Raw genomic sequence first — 24619 nt, 5'->3', positions numbered from 1 at the left:
TACGGAAAGCCAAAAGCATGGACTGGACAGTCGACCGCCTCCCCTACGATGCCACCCACCGCGAGTTCCGCGAGACGGTGCGCCGCTTCTTCACTCGCGAGATGGCCGCCCACGGCGACCGCTTCGAGACCGAAGGCAAGACCGACCGCGCCTTCTGGGAACGCGGCGCCGAACTCGGCCTGCTGGGCGCGCAGGTGCCCGAGGAATGGGGCGGCCCCGGGCTCGACATGACTTACGCGCTGCTGGTGACCGAGGAGCTCGCCTATGCCGGCGCGCCCAACGGGTTCCAGACCCATTCGGACGTGTGCATCGACTACATCCTGCACTACGGCCCCGATGCCATGAAGGCCAAGTGGCTGCCGCGCACCGTCGACGGCAGCGCGATCTGCGCCATCGCGATGACCGAGCCCGGTGCCGGCTCCGACTTGCGCGCGGTGCGCACGATGGCGCGGCGCGAAGGCGACCACTTCGTCGTCAACGGCTCCAAGACCTACATCAGCAACGGCCAGAACGCCGACATCATGATCACCGCGGTCAGGACCAGCACCGAGACCCCGGCGCTCTCGCTGCTGCTGATCGAGGCCGACAGCCCGGGATTCCGGCGCGGGCGCAATCTCGACAAGATTGGCCAGCACAGCGCCGACACCTCCGAGATCTTCCTCGAGGACGTGCGGGTGCCGGTGGAGAACCTGATCGGCGTCGAAGGCCGGGGCCTCACAACACTAGTGCAGCAGCTGCCGCAGGAGCGGCTGTCGATCGCGCTCTCGTGCCAGGCGATGGCCCAGCGCGCCTTCGACGAGGCGGTGCGCTTCACCCGCGACCGCACCGCGTTCGGCAAGCAGGTGATCGATTTCCAGAACACCCGCTTCGCGCTCGCTGCGATCAAGACCAAGCTGCAGGTCGGCTGGTCGCACATCGACTGGGCCATCGCGCGCCACGTCAAGGGCGAGCTCACCGCCGACGAGGCGGCCGCTGCCAAGCTGTGGCATGCCGAGATGCTGTGGGAGGTTGTCGACCAGGCGCTGCAGCTCCACGGCGGCGCGGGCTACATGAACGAATACCCCATCGCCCGCCTGTGGCGCGACGCGCGGGTGATGCGGATCTACGGCGGCACCGCCGAGATCATGAAGGAACTGATCGGTCGCTCGCTCTGAGCGCGGGCGCTCCTGTGACAACGTGGGGATGAGGCGATGTGGACGTTTCCTGAGACCAAGACGCTGGGCGACACCGCGCGCTTCCATGCGCGGCACAACCCGGACGCACCGGCCATCGCCTTTCGCGGGCAGGTGGTGTCCTACCGGACGCTCGATGCGTGCACCAACCGCATCGCCGCCGAGCTGATCCGCCGCCGGCTCCCGCCCTCCAGCCGGATCGGCTACCTCGGCCGCAACGCGCCCGAACTTGCCTACCTGCTTTACGGCACCGCCAAGAGCGGGCATGCCTTCATGCCACTCAACTGGCGCCTGGCCGCCCGCGAGATCGGCATGCTGGTGACCGACAGCGAGACGCCGCTGCTTTTCGTCGACCGCGACTTCGCCGGGCTGGTCGACCTCGCGCTGGCGCAGGTGCTGAGCCCGCCGACGGTGGTGATCTTCGATCCCGGCGCCCCGGTCCCCTTCCCCGGCTTCGGCACGGTCGAGGACGAGACCGCCGACCCTGCCCCCTACATCGCCCCCGACGCGACCGTGCTGCAGGTCTACACCTCGGGCACCACCGGCTTGCCCAAGGGGGTCGAGCACAGCCACGAGGCGTTCAACTTCATCCGTCTGATCGAACACCTCGAACCCGAGATCGACTGGGGGCTGGGCGACACCTTCCTGATGGCGATGCCCAGCTTCCACCTCGCGGGCATCGGCTGGATGATCCAGAGCTTCTACACCGGCATGTGCGTGTCGATGCTGCCGATGTTCGAGGCCGGCGCCGTGCTCGAGGCGATCCGCGACACCCGGCCCAGCATCGTCATGATGGTGCCGACGATGATCCAGATGGTGCTCGACCATCCCGACGCCGAGGCGACCGATTTCTCGTGCATCCGCCTGTTGGCCTATGCCGGCTCGCCGATGCCGCTGCCGACGATCAAGCGCGCGCTGCAGCGTACCGGCTGCCGCTTCCTCAACTGCTACGGCGCCACCGAAACGCTGAGCACGGCGATCTGGCTACGCCCCTCGCAGCACGATCTCGACGACGAGGAACGGCTGAAATCGGTGGGTACGCCCGCGCTGCTGACCGACGTTCGGCTGCTCGATGCCGAAGGGCGCGACGTGGCGGTGGGCGAAGTCGGCGAGATCGTGCTGCGCATGCCCTCGGTGTTCAAGGGCTACTGGCGCCAGCCCGAGCAGACCGCCGCGGTGCGCCGCAATGGCTGGTACTGGACGGGCGACGGCGGCTACCGCGATGCCGACGGCTACGTCTACCTCAAGGACCGCCTCAAGGACATGATCATCTCGGGCGGCGAAAACATCTACCCCAGCGAGATCGAGCAGGCCCTGTTGGAGCACCCCCAGGTTGCCGACGTCTCCGTGATCGGCGTGCCCGATGCCAAGTGGGGCGAGGCAGTCAAGGCGCTGGTCATCCTGCGCGAGGCGGTGAGCGAAGCCGACCTTAGCCTCTTCTGCCGGGAAAGGATCGCGGCCTACAAGGTGCCCAAGTCATTCGACTTCGTCGAAGACTTCCCGAGGACCCCGAGCGGCAAGGTCCAGAAGAACCTGCTGCGCGCACGCTATCTGTGACCCATTCGTCCCCGAGACTTGCTCGGGGAGGAAGTTCCGTCAGTATGCGGGCTCGATCACGGCGCGGCAATCACCGAAGCCGATCGGCACGAAGCCATCGGCGCGGGCCGTGGCGGTGAAGAGGACTTCGTCGCTGTCTTCTAGGAACCTGCGCGTCTCGCCGCCGGGCAGCGCGATGGCCGTACTGCCTCCGTCCGACAGTTCCATCAGGATACCGTAAACATCGGGCGAAGGCCCCGAGATGGTGCCGGTGCAAGTGCCCATGCATTCACATGATCGAGGAAGATGCCGATGGCTTGGCCGATCTGGCCATGCGCACTCGGGCTCGTCATCCGCCGCCAGCCTGCTGGGAATGCAGGGCAAGGGCCTGGGCACGATCGGCACGGCGCTGCCCAAGCTGATGACTGGCCTCAAGATCAAGCCGCTGTCCGAAGCCGAAACCACCAAGCCGGTCGAGGTCGCACTCTGACGCGGCGCTGATGGGACGAGGGCCGGTCCCGCCCCTGGCTCGGGATCGGCCCTTAACGCGCCTTGAGCGCCAGGCGGGCGGCACGCTCTGCGGTCGCCTCGACAAGCACGGCAGTGATGCCTTCGGGCAACTCTGGCACAGCGATCCCTCCCCCGATCGCCGCCTCCACCGTACGCGCGAGCGCCGCCGCTCGGCGGCGCACGAACGGAGCGGTCAACCCGGCATCCTGCGCGAAGCGGGCGAAGCTCTCGGCGTCGATGTCCTCCAGTCGCGATGCCCCGCCGAACCGCATCGCCAGGCGCGGGGACAGTTCCTCCCACGCGCGCGTCGCGACGAGGTCGTAGAGGGGCGCCAGCACCACCTCGCCGCTGGCTCGCCGCAGCAGGCTAAAGTTCTTGGCGTGAGCATCGGCATTGCCGACGATGACATTGAACAGCGCGGCATCGGCCAGCTTGAGCACCTCGCGCGCAGGCCGCGTGGCGGCGCGGCGCAAAAGCGCGAAGCTGTCGCGGAAAGTCGGCCCGCCCTCGGCCGCGTACTTGCGGCGGGGTTTGCGAGATCGGGAACCGGCGGCGGCTCACCTTGCGGCAAAAACGCTAGAGCGCCAGCGACATCGCCGCCGAGCGCCGCGAGCAGCCGGAAGGGGTTGTCCGGCGAGACCCCGAGCCCCCGGGCGATTGCGGTCCGCTCGGCCTCCTCTGGCAGCAGGCCCCCGAACACCGCCTTGCACAGCGCATCGCCGTACGGCTCTACCTGCTTGGGCAACGCTTGCGAAAGCGGCGGCGCGGCCACACTGAGGTGCACAACGGCGAATATTCCCGATCGGGTCTATCCGCCCTTGGATGGCTAGAACAGTTTAGATGTTTAGCGAACGGGACAATTTCCTGAAGTGTCGCCGTGGCGTTGTTGCGAATATTGGATAAATCCGTGGCGTTGATCCGGCGCCCCCCTTACATTGCCATCGCATCCCGAACCATTCGGAAGCGAACTGCTCGGCAGACGATCGGCGGATCGCCAACCATTTACGTCGCATTCTAAATGCCCGGAAAGATGGCGCAGCGATCTTACGGGTCTCGGGCCGGGTTTCTGAAAGGGACCGGACCGAGCCTGTAGAGGTCATGCTGACCGATGAGGATCAAGGCGCAGAAGACGCTATCATTCGCCCCTGCCAAGGCGATTAAGAACAAGTTGAACGCCTGAGAAAGCCTCCTGCGGGGCCAGGCTGCTTTGAACCATGGACCCGGATCAACTTGCCACTGCAGTCGCGCCGATAACGAGGCTGATACAGGCGCGGACGGCACAGCCTGTCGACCGTCTTCGAAAAGGTCGTTTGGGAAGCGTATCTCAGGCGGCGTCATGGAAGATGATCCCCAATGTGTGCCGGCGGCCAGAGCGCACCTCGCTGACGCCGTGCCGCAGCTTCACACGGTAGTCGCCTCGGGTGCCGCGATGGGGCCGGGTGTTGACGGCGAACACCACCGCGTCTCCCTTCGTCAGAGGTACGACAGTGGCCCGCGATTGCATTCGCGGCCTCTGCTCGGTGAGCACGAACTCGCCGCCTTCAAACGCGTCGTGCGGCTGCGAAAGCAGCACCGCTGCCTGCAGTGGGAATACGTGGTCACCATAGAGGTCCTGATGAAGGCAGTTATAGTCGCCTGGACCATATTCCAGCAGCAGCGGCGTGGGACGGCTTTGTCCGGCGGCGTGGCAGCGCTCGAGAAATACCGCGTGCGTTGCCGGAAAACGCACATCCACGCCCATGCGCTCGTGCCATGCGTTCGCGATCGGGGCGAGCCGGGGATAAAGCTCTGTCCGGAGCGCCTGGACGAGATCAGGCAGTGGATAGGAGAAGTAGCGATATTCGCCCTTCCCAAAACCGTGCCGGGCCATGACGACGTGGCTGCGGAACGCTGGGCTATCTCCATACAGACCGGCCAACGCGTCACATTCGTCCCAGGGCAGCAACTTGGGCAGCACGGCCCAGCCCTGCCGGTCGACTTCGTCGCCGACCATCGCCCAGTCGAACCCCGCGATACCAGCCCCGGTCACGCCGCCTGCTCCATGGCGAGCAGCTTGCGCTTCCGGTACACGCCCCAGCGATAGCCGGAAATCGAGCCATCGGCCTTCAGCATGCGGTGGCAGTGGAACACGATTGCGAGGCGATTGGCGGCACATGCCGCGCCGACCTCCTGCGCCGTGATGCCTGATTTGATCGCCTTGGCAACGGCGCCATAGCTACGCGGCTCGCCAATTCGGATAACACCTAGCGCGGTCCACACCGCGCGTTCGTCTGCATTGCCGCGCATGTCGAGATCAAATCCGGGTTCACCCACCGGATCGGCGATGTGGCGCGCGACCACATCGAGCATTGCGACGATCGAGGGCTCGTCCTCGACAAGATCGGTCTCTGGGAGCGCATCGGTGAGCTTCCGGGTCAACTCGTGCCGGTCGGCGCCAAGCAGGATCGCGACCACCCCGTGTCGGCTGACGGCGATCGCTAAAAGGCCGGTAGCAGTGGGCCGAAATCCGTAATGGATGGTTTCGGCCACAAGTGCCTGCTGATCATTGCTCATATGTCTTACTCCATCAATCATGGAGAGAAGATAGAGGATGTCTTGGCCATCGACGCTCCGGCTCTTGCTCTCAAATCGAAAGAAAGGCCATCGCGTGCGGATTAGCCGCCCGCATGCTCGCGATCGAGGATCGCGCGTTTGCGCTCGACGCCCCAGGCATAGCCGGACAACGCGCCGTCGTTGCGGATGACCCGGTGGCAGGGGATCGCCATCGCCAGCTTGTTGGCGGCGCAGGCGCCCGCGACTGCACGCATTGCGCTCGGCGCGCCGATGCGGGTCGCAACGTCTGCGTAGGACAAGGTCTGGCCGAGCGGGATTTCGCGCAGCGCTTGCCATACGCGCTGCTGGAACGCGGTGCCGCGAATGTCGAGCGGCAGGTCGAGGCCGACTTGCGGCGCCTCGACGAAGCCGACGACCTTGGCGATCACAGCCTCATAGTCGGCATCGGCGCCAATCAGCGTCGCTTTGGGGAAGCGGTCCTGAAGTTCGCGTGCCAAGGTGTCGGGATCGTCACCAAGAAGGATCGCAGCCACGCCTTTGGCGCTCGATGCGACAAGGATCGCGCCGAGCGTCGTCTCGCCGATCGCGAAGCGGAGTTCCTCCTTCGCGCCGCCGCCCCGAAATTTCGAAGGCGTCATGCCGAGCATGGCGTTGGCGTTTTCGTAGAAGCGCCCGCTGGAGTTGAAGCCGGCATCGTAGATCGCCTCGGTCACGCTGTTTTCGACTGCCAGCGCCTCCCGGACGCGCTTCGTGCGATGCGCGGCCGCATAGGCTCTGGGCGTAAGGCCCGTATGCGCAGTGAAGATCCGGTGGAAATAGCTGGGGCTGATAGACAACGCTTCGGCGAGATCCGTCAACGACGGCGCGGCCTCGCTCTCCTCGATCATGCGGCAGGCGCGGGTGACCATTTCGGCATTTACGACCTCTGCTGCCGGCCCGTCCGGCTTGCAGCGCTTGCAGGGCCGGAAGCCAGTGCGCTGCGCTCTTTCCAACGTGTCATGGATGGTGACGTTCTTGGGATTGCAACCGCGAGACGCACACGACGGTCGGCAATAGATGCCGGTCGTGTTGACCGTGTACCAAAATTCGCCGTCCGCGGTCTTGTCGCGCGCGACGATGCGCGGCCAGCGCGGGTCCGTGAGGATCGCTTCCGCATGTTTGTCCTGGCTGTTCATGTTCTTGTCCTCTTCAGCTTCGGGACAGAGCTATTTCGGTGCAAGACAATCGGCACTCCGACTCTTGCTCTCTAATCGAAAAAGAAGCCTCGCAGCAGGCTGCCGGCGATCTCTTGCGCGGCTGGGCCAAGCTCCTGGTCGGTGAGCTCGCCAGCGGTCCAGAAAGAGAGCGCGCCGCGAAAAGCGAGTGCAAGCTGCATTGGCAGAGTGCGTAGCGCCTCCTTTCCGCGAAGCGTAGCTAGGCCTGACCCGTCACCAAGCGCGCGCGCCCATAGGGCTGAAGACTGCGATATGACGTTGCCAGCCGGCGCGCTCGCTGTCCCGACCCAGCCCATGACCGCGCGATTGACGACGGACTCCTCAAGCATGACGGTGACCGCGATGTCGATTGCGAGGGCTATGCGTCCGGCTGCGTCATGCAGTGGCGGTGCTTCCTCGAAGCGTGCGGCCATCGCGTTGATCCGGCGCGCTGACAGAGCATTCATGATGCCCCCCTTGCTGCCGAACTGATTGAACGGTGTCGCGAAGCTCACGCCTGCTTCTGAAGCGAGATCACGCATCGAAAATTCGGCCTTTCCGCCGCGTAGCAGGCGCTCGGCTGCGTCGAGCACGCGCTGGCGCACGGGCTCGCCCCGACGGTTGGTAAACTCGATCTCGGCCTTGTCACTGCTCATCAGACTACATATATCATGATATACTTAAAATGACACGGAGGAGTTTGGCTGTGTCTGGGATTACCGAAAAGACCTTTCTTATCACCGGCGTCAGCTCCGGCCTCGGACGGGCATTTGCGGAAGCCGCAGTGCAGGCTGGACACCGTGTCATCGGAACGGTGCGACGCGAGATGGACGCCGCGTCCTTCGCAGCGCTGGCGCCGGACCGCGCGACCCCATTGGTCTTGGACGTGACCGACTATGCGGCCATCGCGGATGCCGTTGCCCACTCGGAGCGCGGCGTCGGTCCCATCGACGTGCTGGTGAATAATGCGGGCTACGGCCATGAAGGCGTGCTGGAAGAATCGTCGATGAACGACCTCCAGCGACAGTTTGCCGCGAACGTCTTCGGTCCGGTGGCAATGATTCAGGCCGTACTCCCCGGCATGCGCGAGCGCCGCCGTGGGCACATCATCAACGTAACGTCGATGGGTGGATTCATCACTATGCCCGGCATCGCCTTCTACTGCGGTAGCAAGTTCGCACTGGAGGGTATCTCGGAAGCGCTGGGCAAGGAAGTAGCGGCGTTCGGCATCAAGGTCACGGCCCTGGCTCCAGGCCAGTTTCGCACCGATTGGGCGGGGCGCTCGATGGATCGGACGCCGCGCAGCATCGCCGACTATGATGCGGTCATGGACCCCATCCGGGCTGCTCGGCAGGCCAAGAACGGTAACCAGCCGAACGATCCAGCGAAGGCGGCGCAGGCACTGCTGTCAATCATCGAAGCCGACCAACCGCCGGTTCGACTGTTTCTAGGCGCGGATGCGCTGGGTTTGGTCAATCACAAGTTCGAAGCCATGCGTGCGGAGATCACCCGGTGGGAGGCCCTTACTTGCTCAACGGGATTTGAAACGGCTCACGACCAAAGCTGAGTTGTCACGTTGGCGGCAGGTCTTGGTAGAAGCCGACGTCCGCTATCACTTCGTGAGCAACCGAAGTTGGTCGGCAAATGCCTCGGTCTCAACCGCCCCGAAGTTCCAGGATTTCGAGCGTTTGCGTACGAAATCCTGGCATGGAGGAACCCGCGGGCCCTATCCACCGATCTATGGGTAAAGGGGCTTTAGTGTGGATCGTGGGGGCTGAGGCAGACGTGTCAGCTTGTCCATAATCAGCAGGATAACAGGTACTCCGGGGGTGATTGAGCAGTGTCGCATCCCTGATCCGGCACCCAATGGGCGAATGTCGGCGGCGCGCGGGGCAGACGCCAGCGAGCGAAGGTCTCGACGAAGGTCATGTGGCCGCCGCAGCACGGACATGGCGGGCGGTGATTATGCGGCTCGTCGGGTTCGGGCGCCTCGACCGGCAGGGCGACGCCCAGCAGCCTGCGAGCCAGCGCCATGGCTCCCTTGTGCGTCGAACTGGCGAGCAGGCCGTATTGACGGATGCGATGGAAGCCGCGCGGCAGGACGTGGATCAGGAAGCGGCGGATGACCTCGTCGGTCGCCAGCGTCATGACCTGTTGGCGTTCATCGCCATCGCGGCGATAATCCTTGTAGCGGAATGTCACGGCGGCCTCGTCGAAGCCGACGAGCCGCCGGTTCGAGATGGCAACGCGGTGCGTGTAGCGCGAGGCGGGCCCGCCGCTGCGGAAGATATCGGCGACATCGAGCGAGACGCGCACGGGCTCAGCCGGGAGGTGCTCTGCCTTCCATCAAGGCCACGATCTGGTCGAGCGGGCTGGCCACCGCGCGCATGGTCTTGCTCGAAACCTTGGTGTAGATGGCGGTGGTGTCGATGTTCGTATGGCCCAGCAGCACCTGGATGACGCGGATATCGACACCCTGCTCAAGCAGGTAAGTGGCAAACGAATGCCGCAATGTGTGAACGGCGCGGAGCGGTGCCTTCCGCCTCTACTCCTCAAACTGTGTTTCATCACCATGCTGCGACGCTATTGTTTCGCAAGCGTGTGCCTGTGCGCCCGCTCGTTTACCGCCGCTCCGGCCCGTCGACCACACGCTCTCGCTCGGTCCGATGCAGGCGCGCCGTTTCACCGCTCGCGCCGTCAAGGCAATCAGGGCGGCTAGGCCAAGGGCGGTCGTGTCGACCAGCACGAGGCCGTGGGTGTCGAACCGGCCCATCCCACCAACAACACTGGCGAGAGGAATCATCAGCATCGATAAAGCGGCCATAGCTTGGCGGAAGCGATCGTTACCGAAATACCTGCGACGCAGCCCAGCGGGACGCCTGCCGTCAGGGCCCCCAGTATCTTCGTCGAGCGGGTCTGCTCGACCGCGCCGGCCTTGCGCGCCTTCTTGCGGCGGGACTCCACCCATAACAGGTTGCCCGTGTAGAACAGGAAGGCGCCGGTCAGCCCCAGCACGAAGTAGGACCAGCGGATCGCGTTGCCGCCGAAGTTGCCGAAGTGCAGCGCGAAGAAACTGGTCACCGTGGCCGACCAGCCATCCTGCATGCCGGGCATGTAATCGGTCGAGGTGATCTCTCCCGTCCGCGGGTCGACCCCGGCCATGCCGTAAGTGGGCGCGCGCAGGCCGAAGCGGGCATCGCTGCCCTGAACGCGCAGCGAGGGCAGCCCGCCGCGGGCCTGTCCATAGACCAGCACTTGGGGGGTGAAGCCGGGGGCCTGCTGCTTTATCCGCTTCACCAGTTCGATCGGGGCAAGCGCGGCAACGGGTGGTACCGCCGCCGTGTTCGGCCTCTTCTCCGCGCGACGAAGTCCAGCTCATGCGCGCGGGTTTCGCCGCATCGACGCCAAGGTGGACTTCGTAGCCTTTGGCAGCCTCGGGATGGGCGGCCAGCACCTTGGCGATAAGTTCGGGGGTGCGTTCCAGCGAGGGCGGCGGCGCGAGGGCGGACGGTGGCGATGCCCTGCGTTGCAGCGGCGCTTCGAACATCGTGACGGCGCCTGCATAGGCCACGAACAAGGCAAGGCCGGAGACGATGCCGACCCAGCCGTGGATTTCCTTGTACATCTTCACAAGACCGGTCCGCAGTTTCATGGCTGCGGTGCTCCTGCCAGCAGGACCATCGCCCAGACCACGAGGTTCGTAGCCGCCAGCCAGAGCCAGACGTGCGCAATCGATCGGAACAGGAAGCAGAAGCTGAGCGTCGATGCCCAGACCGGCGACATCAGCGGGCGGACGGCGCAGGGGAACGTCGAGGTATTCAATGAGCCTGCACACGCCGAATCCAGCGCGCCCACACCGGGCAGTTTGCAGCTCTGACCGACGAGGAGCCCGGCAAGATCGAGGCAATTCACGCCGAAACCTCCGGAGACGCGCCGTGAGTGTCGATCAGAAGCGGCTTGCAACCGAGATCATCGCGACACTGGGCAATATCAAGTGGTTTGCAGACCTGATACGTCGCTGTGCTGACATCCCTGAGAATCTGATACGGCGCTTCCTTACCGAGCGCAATCCGGCAACGGGCGGCAAGCTGTCAAAGCGAAGCGCTGCTGCCATGGCGCCGAAAGTGTGGGCAAACAACGGCCGAGGTCGCAATGATCGCGGCCGCCAGCTTGGCAGCCGTTCATTTCACCGCGACATGCGCCGGTGATGGGGTGAACTGCCGAAATCTCACGAACCCGACCGGACTTCCGCTCGTTTGCTCGAAGAAGGAGACCGCCATGAACGACACCGTCCAGATGATCCACGAAGACGCCTTGCCCGGCCATGAAAGTACGCTGGACCCCAAGCCGGAATGGCAACCTCGTTATCCCGGCTCCGGCCGGCTGGAGGGCAAGGTCGCGATCGTTACCGGAGCGGATAGTGGCATCGGTCGCGCCGTTGCCGCGCTCTATGCCCGGGAAGGTGCCGACATCGCGATTGTCTACCTGCTGGAAGATGACGACGCGCAAAAAACGCGCAGCATCGTCGAAGCCGAAGGGCGCCGGGCTATCACCATTCGGGCCGACGTCGGCGTCAAGGACGCCTGCGACCTGATAGTCGAAGAAACCCTGACGGCATTCGGCCGTATCGACGTCCTCGTCAACAATGCCGGTGAGCAACACCCCGACAAGGACATCACCGACATTTCGGAAGACCAGCTGCGCCGGACCTTCCAGACCAACATATTCGGCATGTTCTTCCTGACACAGGCCGTCCGCCCGCATTTGTCCAAAGGCGCCGCGATCGTCAATTGCACCAGCGTGACGATGTACCAGGGCAGCAAGGAACTGCTCGACTACAGCTCGACCAAGGGCGCGATCACGGCATTTACCCGTTCGCTTTCGGAGAACCTGATCGAGCACGGAATCCGGGTGAACGCCGTTGCGCCGGGACCGATCTGGACGCCGCTCAACCCCTGCGGCGGGGCGAGCCCGGAAAAGCTCGAACATTTCGGCGAGAGCACGCCGATGGGCCGTCCTGGGCAGCCCAACGAGGTCGCACCCGCCTTCCTGTTCCTCGCCTGCGAGGACGCCAGCTACATGAGCGGTCAAGTCCTGCATCCCAATGGCGGCATCATCGTCAACGGTTGATGCCAGGTAGGGTATGACCGTCGCTGCGACCTAGTTTACCGTCATGCCCGGAGGCCATTTTGAACCCATGGTGAAGGAGAATGTGATGCCCGCACAATCGAAAGCGCAGCAGAAGGCGGCCGGAGCCGCCTTGTCCGCAAAACGCGGCGAAACGCCCAAGTCGAAACTGAAGGGTGCATCGAAAGACATGGTGGAGTCCATGAGCGAGAAGCAGCTTGAAAACCTTGCTTCCACCGAGCGCAAGGCGCTGCCCGAGCACAAAGACTGATTTTCGCCGGCACGATGACAAGCCCGGTCAATGCGAGGAACCTCGCCGCCGGTCTGAGGGTTTGCGAGGTGTATCCCCCTTTGCCGGGCCCACCATCATTTTTCTTTTCCGGCTGCTTTGCCGCGCAGGCGCAGTCGACCGAGAGAGGCCGGACGGTGCTGCGCGTAGCCCTATGCAGCACGAATAAGCCTGCCACGAAATCGAAGGGGCGGGTGTTTCGCCAAGCGAGGGCGCATCGTTCCCCAACCTCGACTTTGCCGCCTTCGCGCGTGCCTGCGGGGCGCGGGGGTTCACGGCACGAAAGCCGCATGAGTTACCTGCCGCCGTGGACGGTTGGTTGGCAGAGCCCGGCCCCGCCATTCTGCATGCCTTCGTCAATCCGGACGAGATCCCCGCCATGCCGCATATCGATCCGGCACAAGCGCTTCGCTTCGGCATATCGAAGGTCAAGCAGGCCTTCGGCGCGCTGACCCGGCGGGCGTAAGACGGCGGGACTATGGGCGAGCAACCTTGCCGACTGCCGACCGTTGGTTTGACCAACAGACCCAGCGGAGAACCTCACCCCGATGATCGTCGTCCACCATCTGGAAAACTCGCGTTCGCAGCGTGTGCTGTGGCTGCTGGAAGAACTGGCGATGCCCTACGAGGTCAAGCGCTACGAACGCGATGCGGCGACCATGCTGGCCCCGCCGGAACTGCGCAGAATTCACCCGCTCGGCAAGTCGCCGGTTATCGTCGATCGCGACCCCTTCGGCACCGAGCGGATCATCGCCGAGACCGGCGCCATCGCCGAATACCTCACAGGCAAGGCCGACGGACTTCTCGGCAAACCCTATGGCGATGATGCGGCGCTGCGCTATCGCCACTTCCTGCACTATGCCGAAGGCTCGCTCATGCCGCCGCTGCTCATCAATCTGGTGTTGGGCCGTATTCCGTTGATCGGCAAGACCGCGCAGAAGAAGCTGCAGCCGATGATCGATGTGCACCTCGACTTCGTCGAACACGAATTGTCGTTCCGCCCGTGGTTCGCAGGCGACACGTTCACCGCAGCGGATATCATGATGAGCTTTCCGCTCGAAGCGGCCCGCGATCGTGGCGGGCTGGAAGTCGGAAGGCCCGCGACGATCGCGTGGCTCGACAAGATTCACGCGAGGCCGGCCTATCAGGCCGCCCTCGCGAGAGGCGGTCCGTATCGCTTTGCCTGAGTTGGGCAACGCCCCGACGCGCAAGGCATTATCCCACTTGCACGTCACCATGGAGGGGATCAGGTATGAACACGCGACTGACCATCAGCCATCATCCCTCCTTCGGAGACTAGCGCGATGAGCATCGTCATCAACGGGCTACCAGCCGTCCTTCCCGCCGATCCGCGCGTATCCCTACTGGATTTCCTGCGCGATCACCTCACCCTCCACGGCACCAAGAAGGGTTGCGATCAGGGCGCTTGCGGGGCCTGCACGGTGCTTGCCGATGGTGAGCGTATCCTATCGTGCCTGGCGCTTGCGGTTCAGTACGAAGGCCGCTCGATCGTGACCATAGAAGGCATCGGCACGGCCACAGACCTGCATCCGCTGCAGCAGGCCTTCGTCGAGCACGACGGCTTGCAGTGCGGCTATTGCACGCCGGGGCAGATCTGCTCCGCCATCGGCATGGCGGACGAAATACAGCGCGGCATCCCCAGCCATGTTTCCGCCGACCTCTCGGCATCGACGATCGACCTCACGCGTGAAGAATTGCGTGAAAGGATGAGCGGCAACCTGTGTCGCTGCGGGGCGCACAACGGTATCATCGAGGCCATCACCGCGACGCTTGCGCCTGTGCCGGAAGCCGCGGAATGACCCCGCTTCGTTATGCGCGTGCCAACGACGCGGGTGACGCCGTGGTTCAGGCCACTGCCGGAGCACGCTATCTGGGGGGCGGCACCAACCTTGTCGATCTGATGCGCGAGACGATCGAGCGCCCCAAGGCGCTCGTGGACGTATCGGGGCTTTCCATCGGCATCGAGGAAACCCGCAGCGGCAGCCTGATGATCGGCGCGGGCACGCGCAACACCGCGATTGCCGGCCATCCGCTAATTCGCGAGCGCTATCCTGTCCTCGCCCGTGCCATCCTTGCAGGTGCCAGCGCCCAGATCAGGAACATGGCCACGACAGGCGGAAATCTGCTGCAGCGAACGCGCTGCGCCTATTTCTACGACCAGAGCGGTTCACGCTGCAACAAGCGCCAGCCCGGCCAGGGCTGCGATGCCCGCGAAGGCTTCAATCGCAATCACGCCATCCTCGGCGCTTCCGATGCCTGTGTTGCCGTACACCCCTCGGACATGGCAGTGGCGCTGGTTGCACTCGACGCTATCGTCCATACACGCAGTTGCGAAGGTGAGCGGCAAATTGCCCTGACGGATCTGCATCAGTTGCCAGGCGATCGTCCCGATATCGAAACGATACTGAGGCACGGTGAACTGATCACAGCCATCGAACTGCCGCCAGCCCCGCTTCGCTCGACCTACCGCAAGGTGCGCGATCGTTCGAGCTATGCCTTCGCGCTCGTATCGGTGGCGGGCGTGATTGCGCTCGACAAGGGCGAGATACGCGATGTTCGCCTCGCACTTGGCGGCGTCGCCCACCGTCCGTGGCGAGCCCGCCGGGCCGAGGCAATTTTGGCGGGCGGGTCCGCAGGCCGCCTCGCATTCGAAGCTGCCGCCGACGCCGAACTGAGCGAAGCAATTGCTCTCAGCGGCAACGGCTTCAAGATCGAACTTGCCCGCCGCACCATCGTCGCAGTGCTTGAGGAATTGACGGGAGACGGCGCATGAGCATCGCCAAGGACGCCAAGGCCCTCGTCCAGGGCGCCGCACAGGGGCTGATGGCCAAGGCGGTCGCTCTGGCGCCGGACAACTGGGTGCCGGGCGGCGTTCCCGATCCTCTGATCGAGCGCCAGCATGGCCATGTCGGACGCGCTGTGTCCCGCATAGACGGTCCGCTCAAAGTCTCAGGAACCGCCCGCTTCGCTGCTGAATTTCCGATGGAGGGAATGGTCTACGCCGCGATCGTCTTCAGCACGATCGCGAAGGGTCGCATCGCCAACCTCGATACTGCCGAAGCGAATGCCGCCGAGGGCGTCGTTGCCGTGATGACGCACCTGAACGCCCCGCGCCTGTCGCCGCCGCCAGCGTTCATGTCGAACCCCAAGGCGGCCGGTGGTGACAGCCTGCCGGTGATGCAGGACGAGACCATTTACTGGAACGGCCAGCCGGTCGCCGTCGTACTGGCCGAGACCCAGGAGCATGCCAACCACGCTGCCTCTCTTGTCGAAGTCGCGTACGAGGCCGAGCCTGCGGTCACTTCATTCGAACAGGCGCGGGTCGATGCGCGCCCCGCGGTGTTCATGGGACAGCCGCTGCACGACGAGAAAGGCAAGGCGCAAGCCGCTCTCGAAGGAGCGGCGGTGCGCGTCGGCGCCACATATCGCACGCCCCGGCACAACCACAACGCCATCGAACTTCATGCGGTTACGGTGGCCTGGCAAGGCGACGTCCTGCGCGTCCACGACGCATCCCAGCTCGTCAGCCACACCGCCTGGTCGCTCGGACAGATGTTCGGCATCCCGGAAGAGAAGGTGGTCGTGACCTCGCCCTACGTCGGCGGCGGTTTCGGCGGGAAGTGCATGTGGCAGCACCATGTTCTGGCCGCTGCCGCCGCGCAGTTGTGCGGGAGGCCCGTCCGCCTCGTCCTCTCGCGCGAGGGGGTCTATCGGCTGGTCGGCGGACGTTCGCTGACCGAGCAGCACGTCAGTCTCGGCGCCGATGCGGATGGAAAGCTCAGGGCGTTGATCCATCGGGGCATTACCGCGAAAACGCCGTCGAACGTGATGCCCGAGCCCTTCATACTGGCCGCCAAGAGCGCCTACGCCGCCGATACCATCGAACTCGATGTACATGCGGTCGAACTCGATATGCTGGCAAACACCTTCATGCGGGCGCCGGGGGAGTCGGTGGGCACGTTCGCGCTGGAATCGGCCATGGACGAACTGGCCGAGACGCTGGCGGTCGATCCGATGGAACTACGCATCCGCAACGAGCCCGAAGTCGATCCGCTAAGCGGCCTGTCGTTCTCTTCGCGCCGCATCGTCGATGCCTGGCGCGCAGGCGCCAGGGCTTTTGGCTGGGACCGGCGCAATCCAAAGCCCGGCAGCACGCGGGATGGCGAATGGCTCGTCGGCATGGGCTGCGCCAAAGGCACCTACCCTTATTACCGAATGCCGGGAGGCGCGGCGCGACTGACCCTGATGCCGGACGGTGCCAGCGTGGGCATCGCCGCGCACGAAATGGGTATGGGCACTGCCACGGCGCAAGTTCAGGTCACCGCAGAGCGATTGGGCCTTCCCCTCGAAGCGGTCGATTTCCATTACGGCGATTCCACTCTGCCCGGCACCGTCCTGGCTGGCGGATCGCAGCAGACCGCCGCCATCGGTGCAGCGGTGATCGCGGCGCACCGCCTGCTCATCAAGCAACTGCTGGAGATCGTCGGCAACGATTCGCCGCTCGCGGGCCTCAAGCCCGACGATGTGGCATGCCGCGATGCCGGCCTTTGCAAGGTCGACGAGCCCACGCGGCACGAGACATACGCCTCGATTCTTGCACGCGCCGGACGCGGCAGCGTCGAAGTGATCGGCGAAGGGCCGCCGCCCCTCGAACTGATGCACTGGTCGATGCACAGCCACGCGGCCATGTTCTGCGAAGTGCGGGTCAACGCGGTTACCGGCGAACCGCGCGTCAGCCGCTTTCTCGGTTCTTTCGATTGTGGCCGCATCCTCAACCCCAAGACTGCGGCAAGTCAGTTTCGCGGCGGCATCATCATGGGGCTTGGCCTTGCCCTGATGGAGGAAACACAGTTCGACGAACGCAAGGGCCGTGTCATGAATCCGAGCCTGTCCGAATATCACATCCCGGTGCATATGGACGTGCCGGAGATCGACGTGATTTGGACCGACATTCCCGACCCGCACGCGCCGATGGGCGCACGCGGCATCGGTGAGATCGGCATTACTGGAACAGCGGCGGCCGTGGCGAACGCCATCTACAACGCCACCGGCAAACGCATCCGTGACCTGCCGATCACGCTCGACAAACTGCTTTAACCGGGCCAGCAACCCTTTGTGTCCTTCGTCAGAACATTTGGCGCGGATCGCAGCGTAAACTAGCGGATAGCGGGCCTCATCCGGGGGTAGATTTTAGGCGTCGGCGGCTTCATGCGCGGCGTCGCGTGCGACGTTATCCGCACTTTGCCCGTGCCGGATCAACCAGAGGACAAGAGGCCGGAATGCGCGGCTACCCATCTTCCTCGCGATGCACGGGGTCACGCTGCGTCCCCGCCTGCACATGGTTTTCCCGAAAAAACGCATCGTCCTGCGCCGCCTTGCCGTGCTGCGTTCGCGCGCCGCCCGCGTCGTTGCCTGCGGTGGAACCCGCGCCGGGGTTCACGCGCTCGTTTTCGAGCGATCGTACGCCCGCAGCAGTTTCACCGGAAGCCTTCGGCGGGTCCGTTTCGTCCTTCTTCCACCGATCCGCCTGCTCGGCCGGCTGTCCGGTCACGTTACGCTGATCTTTAGGTTCATATTCGCCGCCGCCTGACATCGTCGCTCTCCTTGTGATGCTGTTGCAAAGCCACCAACGATCATCTCCGTTTCGTAGAAAACGCCCGCTCGGGCCGGGATGGTGGCAATTCGCGTCGAGATGTTACCGATTGCTCGCCCCCGCCGCCGGTAGTCGAGGTTAACATGGATCAAGCCGTTTTCGCGGGAGCCGACCGGACCATTTGCGCATTTTGCATAAATGACCCGTTCCATTGCATTCGTCGGTGCCGGCCCGACCACAATCTATACGCTGCACGCCTTGCTGCGACAGGAGCCACCGCCATTCGAACTCACCCTGTTTGAAAAGCAGGCGAGCGTTGGACGGGGCACCCCCTATCGGCCCGGCTGGAACGATCCGGCAATGCTGTCCAACATCGCCAGCGTGGAGATCCCGCCGCTTGAGGAGACACTGGTCGACTGGCTCGACCGGCAGAGCGACGATCGGCTTGCGGAATTGCACATCAGTCGCGAGCAGATCGATGATCGCGCATTCTACCCACGCGTGCTGCTCGGCGATTACTTCTACGATCAGCTTCATGCGATGCTCGATCGGGCCACGCGCGCCGGTGTGATGGTGAACGTGCGTACTCGGTGCGAAGTCGTCGATGCGATAAGCGCGGACGATGGAATGACTCTAGTCGTCCGGCCCGAGCGGGAAGATGTTTTCAAGACTCGCTTCGACCATGTCGTGCTCGCGACGGGTCATCAATGGCCTGATCAGCCGGAAGTACGGCCGGGCTACTTCGTCAGCCCCTGGCCTGCTTCCGAAATCGAGAAAATTCCTGCCTGCCGAATCGGCATTCGCGGTTCGTCGCTGACCGCGATCGATGCTGCGGTGGCGCTCGCGGTCAGCCACGGCGAGTTCGTCGACGATGGCGAGGATGGACTGGTCTACGCGCCTTGTGCGGATACCCACGACTTCCATATGACCATGCTGTCGCGCAAGGGGCTTCTCCCGGAAGCGGACTTCTATTTCCCTATCCCTTACGAACCGCTTGCCATCTGCAACGACGAAGCCATCGAAGGCCTGATCGCCGGGCAGAACGACGACCTTCTCGATCAGGCTTTCGCGCTGTTCAAGCAGGAACTGGCCGCAGCCGATGGCGCCTATGCGCAACAGGTAGGGCTCGATCGACTCAATATGGAGGAGTTCTGCGACGGCTATTTCGCCGAGCGCATGGCGGCTGCTCCGTTTGCATGGGCTGAACGGAACCTGGCGGAAGCCAAGGCAGATTACGAGGCACGCCGCACCGTGGCTTGGCGCTACGCGATTTTGCGCATGCACGAAGTCATCCAGAACCTCATACCGCATCTCGACGATGCGGATTTCCAGCGCTTCTCTCGCTTCTTCAAACCTGTGTTCGTTGACGATTACGCTACGGTTCCGCACGAATCGATCAAGCGGATGCTGGCGCTTCACAAAGCTGGAAAGCTCGACGTCATGAAGGTGGGCGAGAACTACAGGATCGACAGCCACCGGGCCGAGAGCGGCGCCGTCCTGCACCTCGACGGTGAGTTGGTCCATTTCCCGGTTTTCATCGAGGCTACCGGCCAGCGTGCCTTGGCCGCCAAGGACTTCCCTTTTGCGTCGCTGCGCGATCAGGGCATCGTGCGCGACGTGGCTGCCGACCAGGAGCGCGGTCCTGCGCGGGGCATCGTCTTGGATGACCAGTTCCATCCCATATCGCCAGACATCCCGGACGACCAGCTTTTCTGTCTGAGCCTGCCTTTCATCATGGGTCGACATCCCTTCATCCAGGGCATCACCAGCTCCTGCGAGATGGGCCGGGTCGTCGGCGCGGAATTGGCCGCCGCGGTTGTCCGGGAAAGCGCGGCAGTGGGCGAACCGGCCAGCCATGCAAGGGGCATGGCTTTGTCATGAAGTTGTTCGCAATCTACATCGGCGGCGAATTTCCGGGCGCCAACATCGAAGTCCACGACGTGCGGTTCGTCGTCGCCAATGCGATCGAAGATACTTACGCAACATTGCGCCGCGACTGGTGGGGCGTGCCCCGAAGTCTGCACATCGATTGCTGGGCCCAGATCACCCATGCCGATGGCCATGACGTGTCGCTGCGCGCCGAGCCTTTCACCGGGCCGGAAAAACTCTATTTCGTCAATCTTGGTGGCTACGAGCCCGGAGAGTTTGCGGAACGTCACCGCAACGTTTTCGTCGTGGCCGAAAGCGAGGGCAAGGCCAAGTCCCGCGCGATGAAGTCGGTCAGGCACTGGGTCGATCCGCACAGGGACGACCTGTACGAAGCTGAGCAAGCTTTCTGCCTGACCGACCAACCCGTCGGCGAGCGACTTTTCGTGCATTTGACACCGGCTTCTTCTGGTATCGAACCCAGCTTCACCTGCCAATACATACCCATCCGGAAAAACAGTTGAGCTATCCGATCGTGCAGCGGAAACCCGATGAGTCACGCACGAGGCCCGTGACTGTGCTCCATGGCTGACAGGCCGCGAACCGCGTGGAACCATCCGGTCACGCCCGACGGCCGCTACTTCGTGGTCCGTGGAAGGCTGTGGCGGATGTCGGATCCCCGCCTTCCCGAAGACCGTAGAGCACAACTGGTGACAGAACTGATGACGGCCCGCCGCGCGATCGCGGCGGCGCGGCGATCAAAAGACAAGATCGCCGAAGACGAGGCGCACACCGCCGTCGATCGGGCCAAGCACGCTCTGGGAGAAAGGGGAGAGGTCTGGTGGGATGACGGAGCGCCGGACCTCAATCGCCATATGGCGAGGACTACACCTTATGCAGCCTGGTACGCCTCCCGAACGGCATGACTTTGCCAGTGCAAAATCAATCTGAATCAATGCGATTTCAACCCTTCTCCTCATCCCACCCATGTCTGCATGCGTCGAGTGGCAGCAAGGATCACATCAACGGATGCAGTCTGCAATATACGCGAGGACCGGACACTGACCAACATAGCCGAATGGCTCGCGCCGATCGCAACGATGATTGCGGCCATGATGACCGCCGTCAACTTGGGCGCTCGTGTGACGGGGTGGGGCTTCGTGGTCTTTACGATCGGCTCGGTTGCCTGGACGACCGTCGGGCTCGGCTCGGGACAGGTAAGCCTGATTGCGGCCAACGGGTTTCTGACGTTCGTCAATCTGGTCGGCATATGGCGCTGGCTGGGAAGACAACGCGCGTATGAGGACGGCGGACGATCTGCCAAGGTGGCCAGTCGCAGGGCGTCTTCTCCCACATTGTTCACCGCCACCGGGATTGCGGGCATGCCCGTGCTCGACGGCGACAGCAAACCCCTCGGGAAAACCGTCGAAGCGCTTATCGAATGCAGGTCCGGAGCGGTGAGCTATGTCGTCGTGGCGACCACGGTGGCAGCCGGGATCGCCGAACAGCTGCGGCCGGTTCCGCGCGACGCCATCGTGTTCGAGTGCGACCAGTTGGTGCTGCTGATGCCTCGTGATGCGTTCGAGGCTATCGCGCCGATAACTCCGGATAGCTGGCCGACTTCTATTTAGCTGGGCCACGTGGTGCGGGAAACTCGCTGTCCTCTGTCAGCGTTGGATACCTAAATTATCACAGGAAGCCTTGCCATGACCCACCCCGTCCGTTTTGCCCCTTCGGTCGAGCAAATAAAGCCGGATGAGGCAGAAACCATTCGAGCCCTCGAAGAGCAATTCAATTTGATCCAGGAGACGACAGCCGACGACTACAAATCGGGCGTACGCGCCGTGCATGCCAAGGCGCATGGCATCGCCATCGGCCGTCTGACGGTCAGCGCCGGGCTTCCCCCGGAACTCGCCCAGGGAATTTTTTCGCATCCTACCAGCTTCGATGCCGTCATCCGCATTTCCACCAATGCAGGCGATGTACTGGATGATGCCATTGCCCTTCCGCGCGGGCTGGCGCTCAAGGTCATGGATGTCCCCGGCGATCGCTTGCCTGGATCGGAAGGCGAGACCTCGCAGGATTTCATCATGGTCAACGGGCCGGTCTTCACCGCTCCCGATGCCGGTTGCCGGGTGTTCATTTCGATAGCGACCCAACTATCTGGATTTTAGGCGAAGCAGAGGTCCTTTCACTTTATAGGCCAGCGTCTCGAGGATGATGCCGTTGTTGTTCGCGGTGAAAGTGCCAATACGGCCGCCCGCCTCCAGTACGCCTTCATAGACGCCGCGTTCGGGGTCGAATTCCCGGGAGATGGCCGCGAACAGACGGTCGGTATAAGCCGTCGGCCAGAGCACCCAGAGACCTATCGCCGCCTTGAGTGTCACGGCGCTACTATTCGGGAAAGGATCGCCGCCGGCACTGACGGTCGCCCATGGCTTGCCGTCGGCGAAGACTGTGTCGTAGACAAAATGCGGAACCGCCGCGAGCTGGTGTTCGGTGCGAGCGGTCAAGATTCCCGTCCGCTCGGCACGTTTCTCCTGCGCCAGATAGATGTGCCAGGCCTGCGCCGCAGCCCAGCCTTCGGTGAATTCAAAGGCATCGCTCGTCGCGTCGTCGGCGCGATCCCATCCGAACTCCACGCCATCGAGCATGGCGCTCTCCGTCACGATGTGGTTGCTGCCGCCGATGTTCGTCGCATCGCGCTTGTCATGCGCGATCGCGACGTCCTCGATCATGGTCACGGCGTAGGGCGCGGGCGCCTCGGCGATGGCCGCCGGATGCCCCCACAGCGCGAAGCCCTTGGCAGCATACTCCTCGTAACCCAGCCGCCCTTCCTGCTGATAGATCACGTCGCCATTCACCAGCTTGGTGCCGAACATCGCGCCTTCGCGAACCAGCCCGCCGACCCGCCAGTAGCTGACCAGATCCTCGACCGCGCGGCGCTGTTCCGGATAGAGCCGGTGCACGATCTTCAGCCACACCAGCGCGCGTCCGACATCCAGTGCCGAGCAGCCGATCTCGCGCGGGACGTTCCCGTAATCGGTGCGCTCCAGCGTCATAGTGTTGAACGCCTTGTTCGGACACATCTGCCTGAACAGGGTAATCTTGCGCAAGGACGCCAGCATCGCGCCGAGCCTGCGATCAGCCTCCTCGATATCGATCAGCCCCAACTGCTCGGCAGAAACCACCGCACCGATGCCCGCAGCCGTGTCCCAGAGGGTTGACGATGGATAGCGGGCCACCGCATCGACCAGCCCGGTTTCCGGCCGGGTGTTGGCCTTGAAGTACGCCCAGGCCGCCGATGCCAGCGCCTGCTCGTCCGGAGTCAGCGGACCACTGCGGCCGGGGTGCGCCGCGCTATCGGTCGATGGTATCGCCCAGACCGCCCCGGTCACGATCGGCGACGCCTTCGCATCCGGCAAGTGGGGCCCGGAACGGCGCAACGGAGCGGGCGCCGGAGCCGGCTTTGCCGTCGGGAGGGCAACCGGCGTGGTCGCTCGCGCCGGCGCCGAACCGGCTACCGGCCGCGCTAGCGAGGATGGGCGCAGGATGGCGCCCTGCAGCTTGTAGAGCAGCGTCTCGAGGATAATGCCGTTGTTGTTGGCGGTGAAAGTCTCGATCCGCCCGCCGCCGTTCTCCAGCAGGCCCTCGTAGAAGCCGCGCTCGGGGTCGAAGGCGCCGCGAACATGCTCGAAGAGGCGGTCGGTGTAGGGCGTGTTCCAGAGGACCCAGAGGCCCAGCGCCCCTTTCAGCGCCACCGATGCGAATTCCGGATGCGCTTCCCCGGTATCGGTGATCGTCGCCCAGGGCACGCCATCGCTGAAGACGGTATCGTAGACGAAGTATGGCGCCCCCGCGAGCTGATGCTCGGTGCGCGCGGTGAGGATTCCGGTCTTCTCGAACCGGGCCTGCTGCGCAAGGTATACCCGCTCGGCGGCGCGGGCGATCCAGCCGCTGCTGAACTCGAACGGTCCGGTCCTGGTATCGCCCGGCTCGTCCCAGCCGAATTCGATCCCGTCGAGCGCATAGCTTTCGGTGACGACGTAGTTATGCGCGCCGAACATATGCGGATCCCGCGCGTCGTAGGGAATCCGGATGCCGTAGATGGATAGAAGCCCATAAGGCTCCGCCGCCGCGGCCTTGCCGGTGTCGTATCCCCAGAGCCGGAACGCCTTGGCCCCGTATTCTTCGTAGCCGAGGCGACCTTCCTGCAGGTACTGCACCTGCCCGTCGGGTCCAAGCGCGGTGCCGTAAAGTTCGCCCTGCCGGACAAGCGCCGGCACGTTCCAGTGCTTCACCGCCGCCTGCACGAGAGGCTGCAACGCCGGATAGCGCTGTTCGATGACGCGCATCCACACGAGGAGACGCCCCACGTCGAGAGCGGAACAGCCGATCTCTCCCGGTTCGCCGCTGTAGGTCACCCGCTGCGCGGTGGCGCTGTTGTACGCCTTGTTCGGACACAGGTTGCGAAACAACTCGATCTTACCCAGCGTCTCGAGCATCTGGCTCAGTCGGTCAGCAGCGTCGTCCTGATCGATGAGTCCGATCTCGCGGGCGGATACGATCGCACCGATGGAACTCGCGATGTCCCACAGGGTAGTGGACGGGAACCGGTCGACCGAGTTGACCAGGCCCGTCTGCGCCTGGGTATTGTTCTCGAAATAGCGCCAGGCGATGCGCGCCATCTCCATTTCCCGCGCGGTCAGCGGGCCGTACCGTCCGGGGTGCGTGGCCTGCTTGTCTGCCGAAAGGATGG

At 63.9% G+C, this 24619-nt stretch carries 26 protein-coding genes and 3 pseudogenes; 17 read left to right on the top strand and 12 right to left on the bottom strand.

The window, feature by feature from the left end:
- Positions 1 to 17 precede the first annotated feature (17 nt).
- Complete coding sequence (locus ACFFDA_RS00520; RefSeq protein WP_404477637.1) at positions 18 to 1154, top strand: acyl-CoA dehydrogenase family protein; 1137 nt, start codon at positions 18 to 20, stop codon at positions 1152 to 1154.
- A 36-nt stretch (positions 1155 to 1190) separates the two neighbouring features.
- Positions 1191 to 2729: an AMP-binding protein gene (locus ACFFDA_RS00515; protein ID WP_404477636.1), complete on the top strand. Its 1539-nt coding sequence runs from the start codon at positions 1191 to 1193 to the stop codon at positions 2727 to 2729.
- A gap of 39 nt (positions 2730 to 2768) precedes the next feature.
- Here ACFFDA_RS00515 and ACFFDA_RS00510 read toward each other — a convergent pair whose 3' ends face one another.
- The 7 genes and pseudogenes from ACFFDA_RS00510 to ACFFDA_RS00480 form a co-directional block, all read right to left on the bottom strand.
- A complete protein-coding gene (locus ACFFDA_RS00510; protein ID WP_404477635.1) occupies positions 2769 to 2993 on the bottom strand; it encodes a hypothetical protein in 225 nt (74 codons plus the stop codon).
- Between the two features lie 257 nt (positions 2994 to 3250).
- Positions 3251 to 3691 carry a HipA domain-containing protein gene (locus tag ACFFDA_RS00505; RefSeq protein ID WP_404477634.1) on the bottom strand — a complete coding sequence of 147 codons (441 nt, stop codon included), beginning with the start codon at positions 3689 to 3691 and terminating at the stop codon, positions 3251 to 3253.
- 158 nt (positions 3692 to 3849) lie between these two features.
- A pseudogene (locus ACFFDA_RS00500) lies at positions 3850 to 3990 on the bottom strand (HipA N-terminal domain-containing protein); the annotation flags it as partial.
- Between the two features lie 552 nt (positions 3991 to 4542).
- The gene (locus ACFFDA_RS00495) at positions 4543 to 5211 is read right to left on the bottom strand and encodes a 2OG-Fe(II) oxygenase (protein WP_404478315.1); all 669 of its coding nucleotides are present in this window, start codon (positions 5209 to 5211) and stop codon (positions 4543 to 4545) included.
- 32 nt (positions 5212 to 5243) lie between these two features.
- Positions 5244 to 5771: a methylated-DNA--[protein]-cysteine S-methyltransferase gene (locus ACFFDA_RS00490; protein WP_404477633.1), complete on the bottom strand. Its 528-nt coding sequence runs from the start codon at positions 5769 to 5771 to the stop codon at positions 5244 to 5246.
- A gap of 101 nt (positions 5772 to 5872) precedes the next feature.
- Positions 5873 to 6946, bottom strand: a complete 1074-nt coding sequence (gene ada, locus ACFFDA_RS00485; protein ID WP_404477632.1) for a bifunctional DNA-binding transcriptional regulator/O6-methylguanine-DNA methyltransferase Ada — start codon at positions 6944 to 6946, stop codon at positions 5873 to 5875.
- A gap of 71 nt (positions 6947 to 7017) precedes the next feature.
- The gene (locus ACFFDA_RS00480; RefSeq protein ID WP_404477631.1) at positions 7018 to 7620 is read right to left on the bottom strand and encodes a TetR/AcrR family transcriptional regulator; all 603 of its coding nucleotides are present in this window, start codon (positions 7618 to 7620) and stop codon (positions 7018 to 7020) included.
- Positions 7621 to 7670: 50 nt separating this feature from the next.
- On the opposite strand from ACFFDA_RS00480, the gene ACFFDA_RS00475 reads away from it, so the two are divergent.
- Positions 7671 to 8531, top strand: a complete 861-nt coding sequence (locus ACFFDA_RS00475; protein ID WP_404477630.1) for an oxidoreductase — start codon at positions 7671 to 7673, stop codon at positions 8529 to 8531.
- Positions 8532 to 8767: 236 nt separating this feature from the next.
- On the opposite strand, the pseudogene ACFFDA_RS00470 reads toward ACFFDA_RS00475, so the two are convergent.
- The 3 genes and pseudogenes from ACFFDA_RS00470 to ACFFDA_RS00460 form a co-directional block, all read right to left on the bottom strand.
- Positions 8768 to 9229: pseudogene (locus ACFFDA_RS00470) on the bottom strand (transposase); the annotation flags it as partial.
- Positions 9230 to 9284: 55 nt separating this feature from the next.
- Positions 9285 to 9482 (bottom strand): annotated as a pseudogene (locus ACFFDA_RS00465) (tyrosine-type recombinase/integrase); the annotation flags it as partial.
- Between the two features lie 284 nt (positions 9483 to 9766).
- Positions 9767 to 10261 carry a PepSY domain-containing protein gene (locus tag ACFFDA_RS00460; protein WP_404477629.1) on the bottom strand — a complete coding sequence of 165 codons (495 nt, stop codon included), beginning with the start codon at positions 10259 to 10261 and terminating at the stop codon, positions 9767 to 9769.
- 43 nt (positions 10262 to 10304) lie between these two features.
- Between ACFFDA_RS00460 and ACFFDA_RS00455 the strand changes: the two genes are divergently transcribed.
- The 9 genes from ACFFDA_RS00455 to ACFFDA_RS00415 all read left to right on the top strand — a co-directional run bounded on the left by ACFFDA_RS00455 (position 10305) and on the right by ACFFDA_RS00415 (position 17498).
- A complete protein-coding gene (locus ACFFDA_RS00455; RefSeq protein ID WP_404477628.1) occupies positions 10305 to 10841 on the top strand; it encodes a hypothetical protein in 537 nt (178 codons plus the stop codon).
- A 58-nt stretch (positions 10842 to 10899) separates the two neighbouring features.
- Positions 10900 to 11172, top strand: a complete 273-nt coding sequence (locus ACFFDA_RS00450; protein ID WP_404477627.1) for a hypothetical protein — start codon at positions 10900 to 10902, stop codon at positions 11170 to 11172.
- Between the two features lie 70 nt (positions 11173 to 11242).
- Entirely contained in the window at positions 11243 to 12094 is an 852-nt protein-coding gene (locus tag ACFFDA_RS00445) for an SDR family oxidoreductase (RefSeq protein WP_404477626.1), read from the top strand.
- A gap of 85 nt (positions 12095 to 12179) precedes the next feature.
- The gene (locus tag ACFFDA_RS00440) at positions 12180 to 12362 is read left to right on the top strand and encodes a DUF3008 family protein (protein WP_404477625.1); all 183 of its coding nucleotides are present in this window, start codon (positions 12180 to 12182) and stop codon (positions 12360 to 12362) included.
- A gap of 199 nt (positions 12363 to 12561) precedes the next feature.
- Positions 12562 to 12846 carry a thiamine pyrophosphate-dependent enzyme gene (locus tag ACFFDA_RS00435; RefSeq protein WP_404478314.1) on the top strand — a complete coding sequence of 95 codons (285 nt, stop codon included), beginning with the start codon at positions 12562 to 12564 and terminating at the stop codon, positions 12844 to 12846.
- A gap of 82 nt (positions 12847 to 12928) precedes the next feature.
- Positions 12929 to 13567 (top strand): glutathione S-transferase family protein, encoded by a 639-nt coding sequence (locus ACFFDA_RS00430; RefSeq protein WP_404477624.1) that lies wholly within the window; start codon positions 12929 to 12931, stop codon positions 13565 to 13567.
- A gap of 117 nt (positions 13568 to 13684) precedes the next feature.
- A complete protein-coding gene (locus ACFFDA_RS00425; RefSeq protein ID WP_404477623.1) occupies positions 13685 to 14200 on the top strand; it encodes a 2Fe-2S iron-sulfur cluster-binding protein in 516 nt (171 codons plus the stop codon).
- The gene (locus tag ACFFDA_RS00420) at positions 14197 to 15174 is read left to right on the top strand and encodes an FAD binding domain-containing protein (RefSeq protein WP_404478313.1); all 978 of its coding nucleotides are present in this window, start codon (positions 14197 to 14199) and stop codon (positions 15172 to 15174) included. Before ACFFDA_RS00425 ends, ACFFDA_RS00420 begins: the two co-directional genes overlap by 4 nt.
- The gene (locus ACFFDA_RS00415; RefSeq protein ID WP_404477622.1) at positions 15171 to 17498 is read left to right on the top strand and encodes a xanthine dehydrogenase family protein molybdopterin-binding subunit; all 2328 of its coding nucleotides are present in this window, start codon (positions 15171 to 15173) and stop codon (positions 17496 to 17498) included. Before ACFFDA_RS00420 ends, ACFFDA_RS00415 begins: the two co-directional genes overlap by 4 nt.
- Positions 17499 to 17688: 190 nt before the next feature.
- Here ACFFDA_RS00415 and ACFFDA_RS00410 read toward each other — a convergent pair whose 3' ends face one another.
- The gene (locus tag ACFFDA_RS00410) at positions 17689 to 17994 is read right to left on the bottom strand and encodes a hypothetical protein (RefSeq protein ID WP_404477621.1); all 306 of its coding nucleotides are present in this window, start codon (positions 17992 to 17994) and stop codon (positions 17689 to 17691) included.
- A gap of 198 nt (positions 17995 to 18192) precedes the next feature.
- Here ACFFDA_RS00410 and ACFFDA_RS00405 point away from each other — a divergent pair, with 198 nt between their 5' ends.
- From ACFFDA_RS00405 to ACFFDA_RS00385, 5 genes are all read left to right on the top strand, one after another.
- Positions 18193 to 19875 carry an FAD/NAD(P)-binding protein gene (locus ACFFDA_RS00405; RefSeq protein WP_404477620.1) on the top strand — a complete coding sequence of 561 codons (1683 nt, stop codon included), beginning with the start codon at positions 18193 to 18195 and terminating at the stop codon, positions 19873 to 19875.
- Entirely contained in the window at positions 19872 to 20384 is a 513-nt protein-coding gene (locus tag ACFFDA_RS00400; RefSeq protein ID WP_404477619.1) for a DUF1543 domain-containing protein, read from the top strand. The genes ACFFDA_RS00405 and ACFFDA_RS00400 overlap by 4 nt, the downstream gene beginning before the upstream one ends.
- Before the next feature lie 186 nt (positions 20385 to 20570).
- Positions 20571 to 20786, top strand: coding sequence for a hypothetical protein (locus ACFFDA_RS00395; protein WP_404477618.1), 216 nt, complete (start codon positions 20571 to 20573; stop codon positions 20784 to 20786).
- A gap of 78 nt (positions 20787 to 20864) precedes the next feature.
- On the top strand, positions 20865 to 21491 hold the full coding sequence (locus ACFFDA_RS00390; RefSeq protein ID WP_404477617.1) for a PRC-barrel domain containing protein: 627 nt from the start codon (positions 20865 to 20867) through the stop codon (positions 21489 to 21491).
- Between the two features lie 75 nt (positions 21492 to 21566).
- Entirely contained in the window at positions 21567 to 22034 is a 468-nt protein-coding gene (locus ACFFDA_RS00385) for a hypothetical protein (RefSeq protein ID WP_404477616.1), read from the top strand.
- On the opposite strand, the gene ACFFDA_RS00380 is transcribed toward ACFFDA_RS00385, so the two are convergent.
- A complete protein-coding gene (locus ACFFDA_RS00380; RefSeq protein WP_404477615.1) occupies positions 22020 to 24548 on the bottom strand; it encodes a DUF3131 domain-containing protein in 2529 nt (842 codons plus the stop codon). The two genes, ACFFDA_RS00385 and ACFFDA_RS00380, sit on opposite strands and share 15 nt — an antisense overlap.
- Between the last annotated feature and the right edge of the window lie 71 nt (positions 24549 to 24619).

The organism is Novosphingobium sp. BL-52-GroH, assembly GCF_044813085.1.
In the GTDB taxonomy this organism is placed as follows: domain Bacteria; phylum Pseudomonadota; class Alphaproteobacteria; order Sphingomonadales; family Sphingomonadaceae; genus Novosphingobium.
Note: the sequence above shows the minus strand (reverse complement) of the source record. Positions and strands in the feature narration are given on the sequence as shown.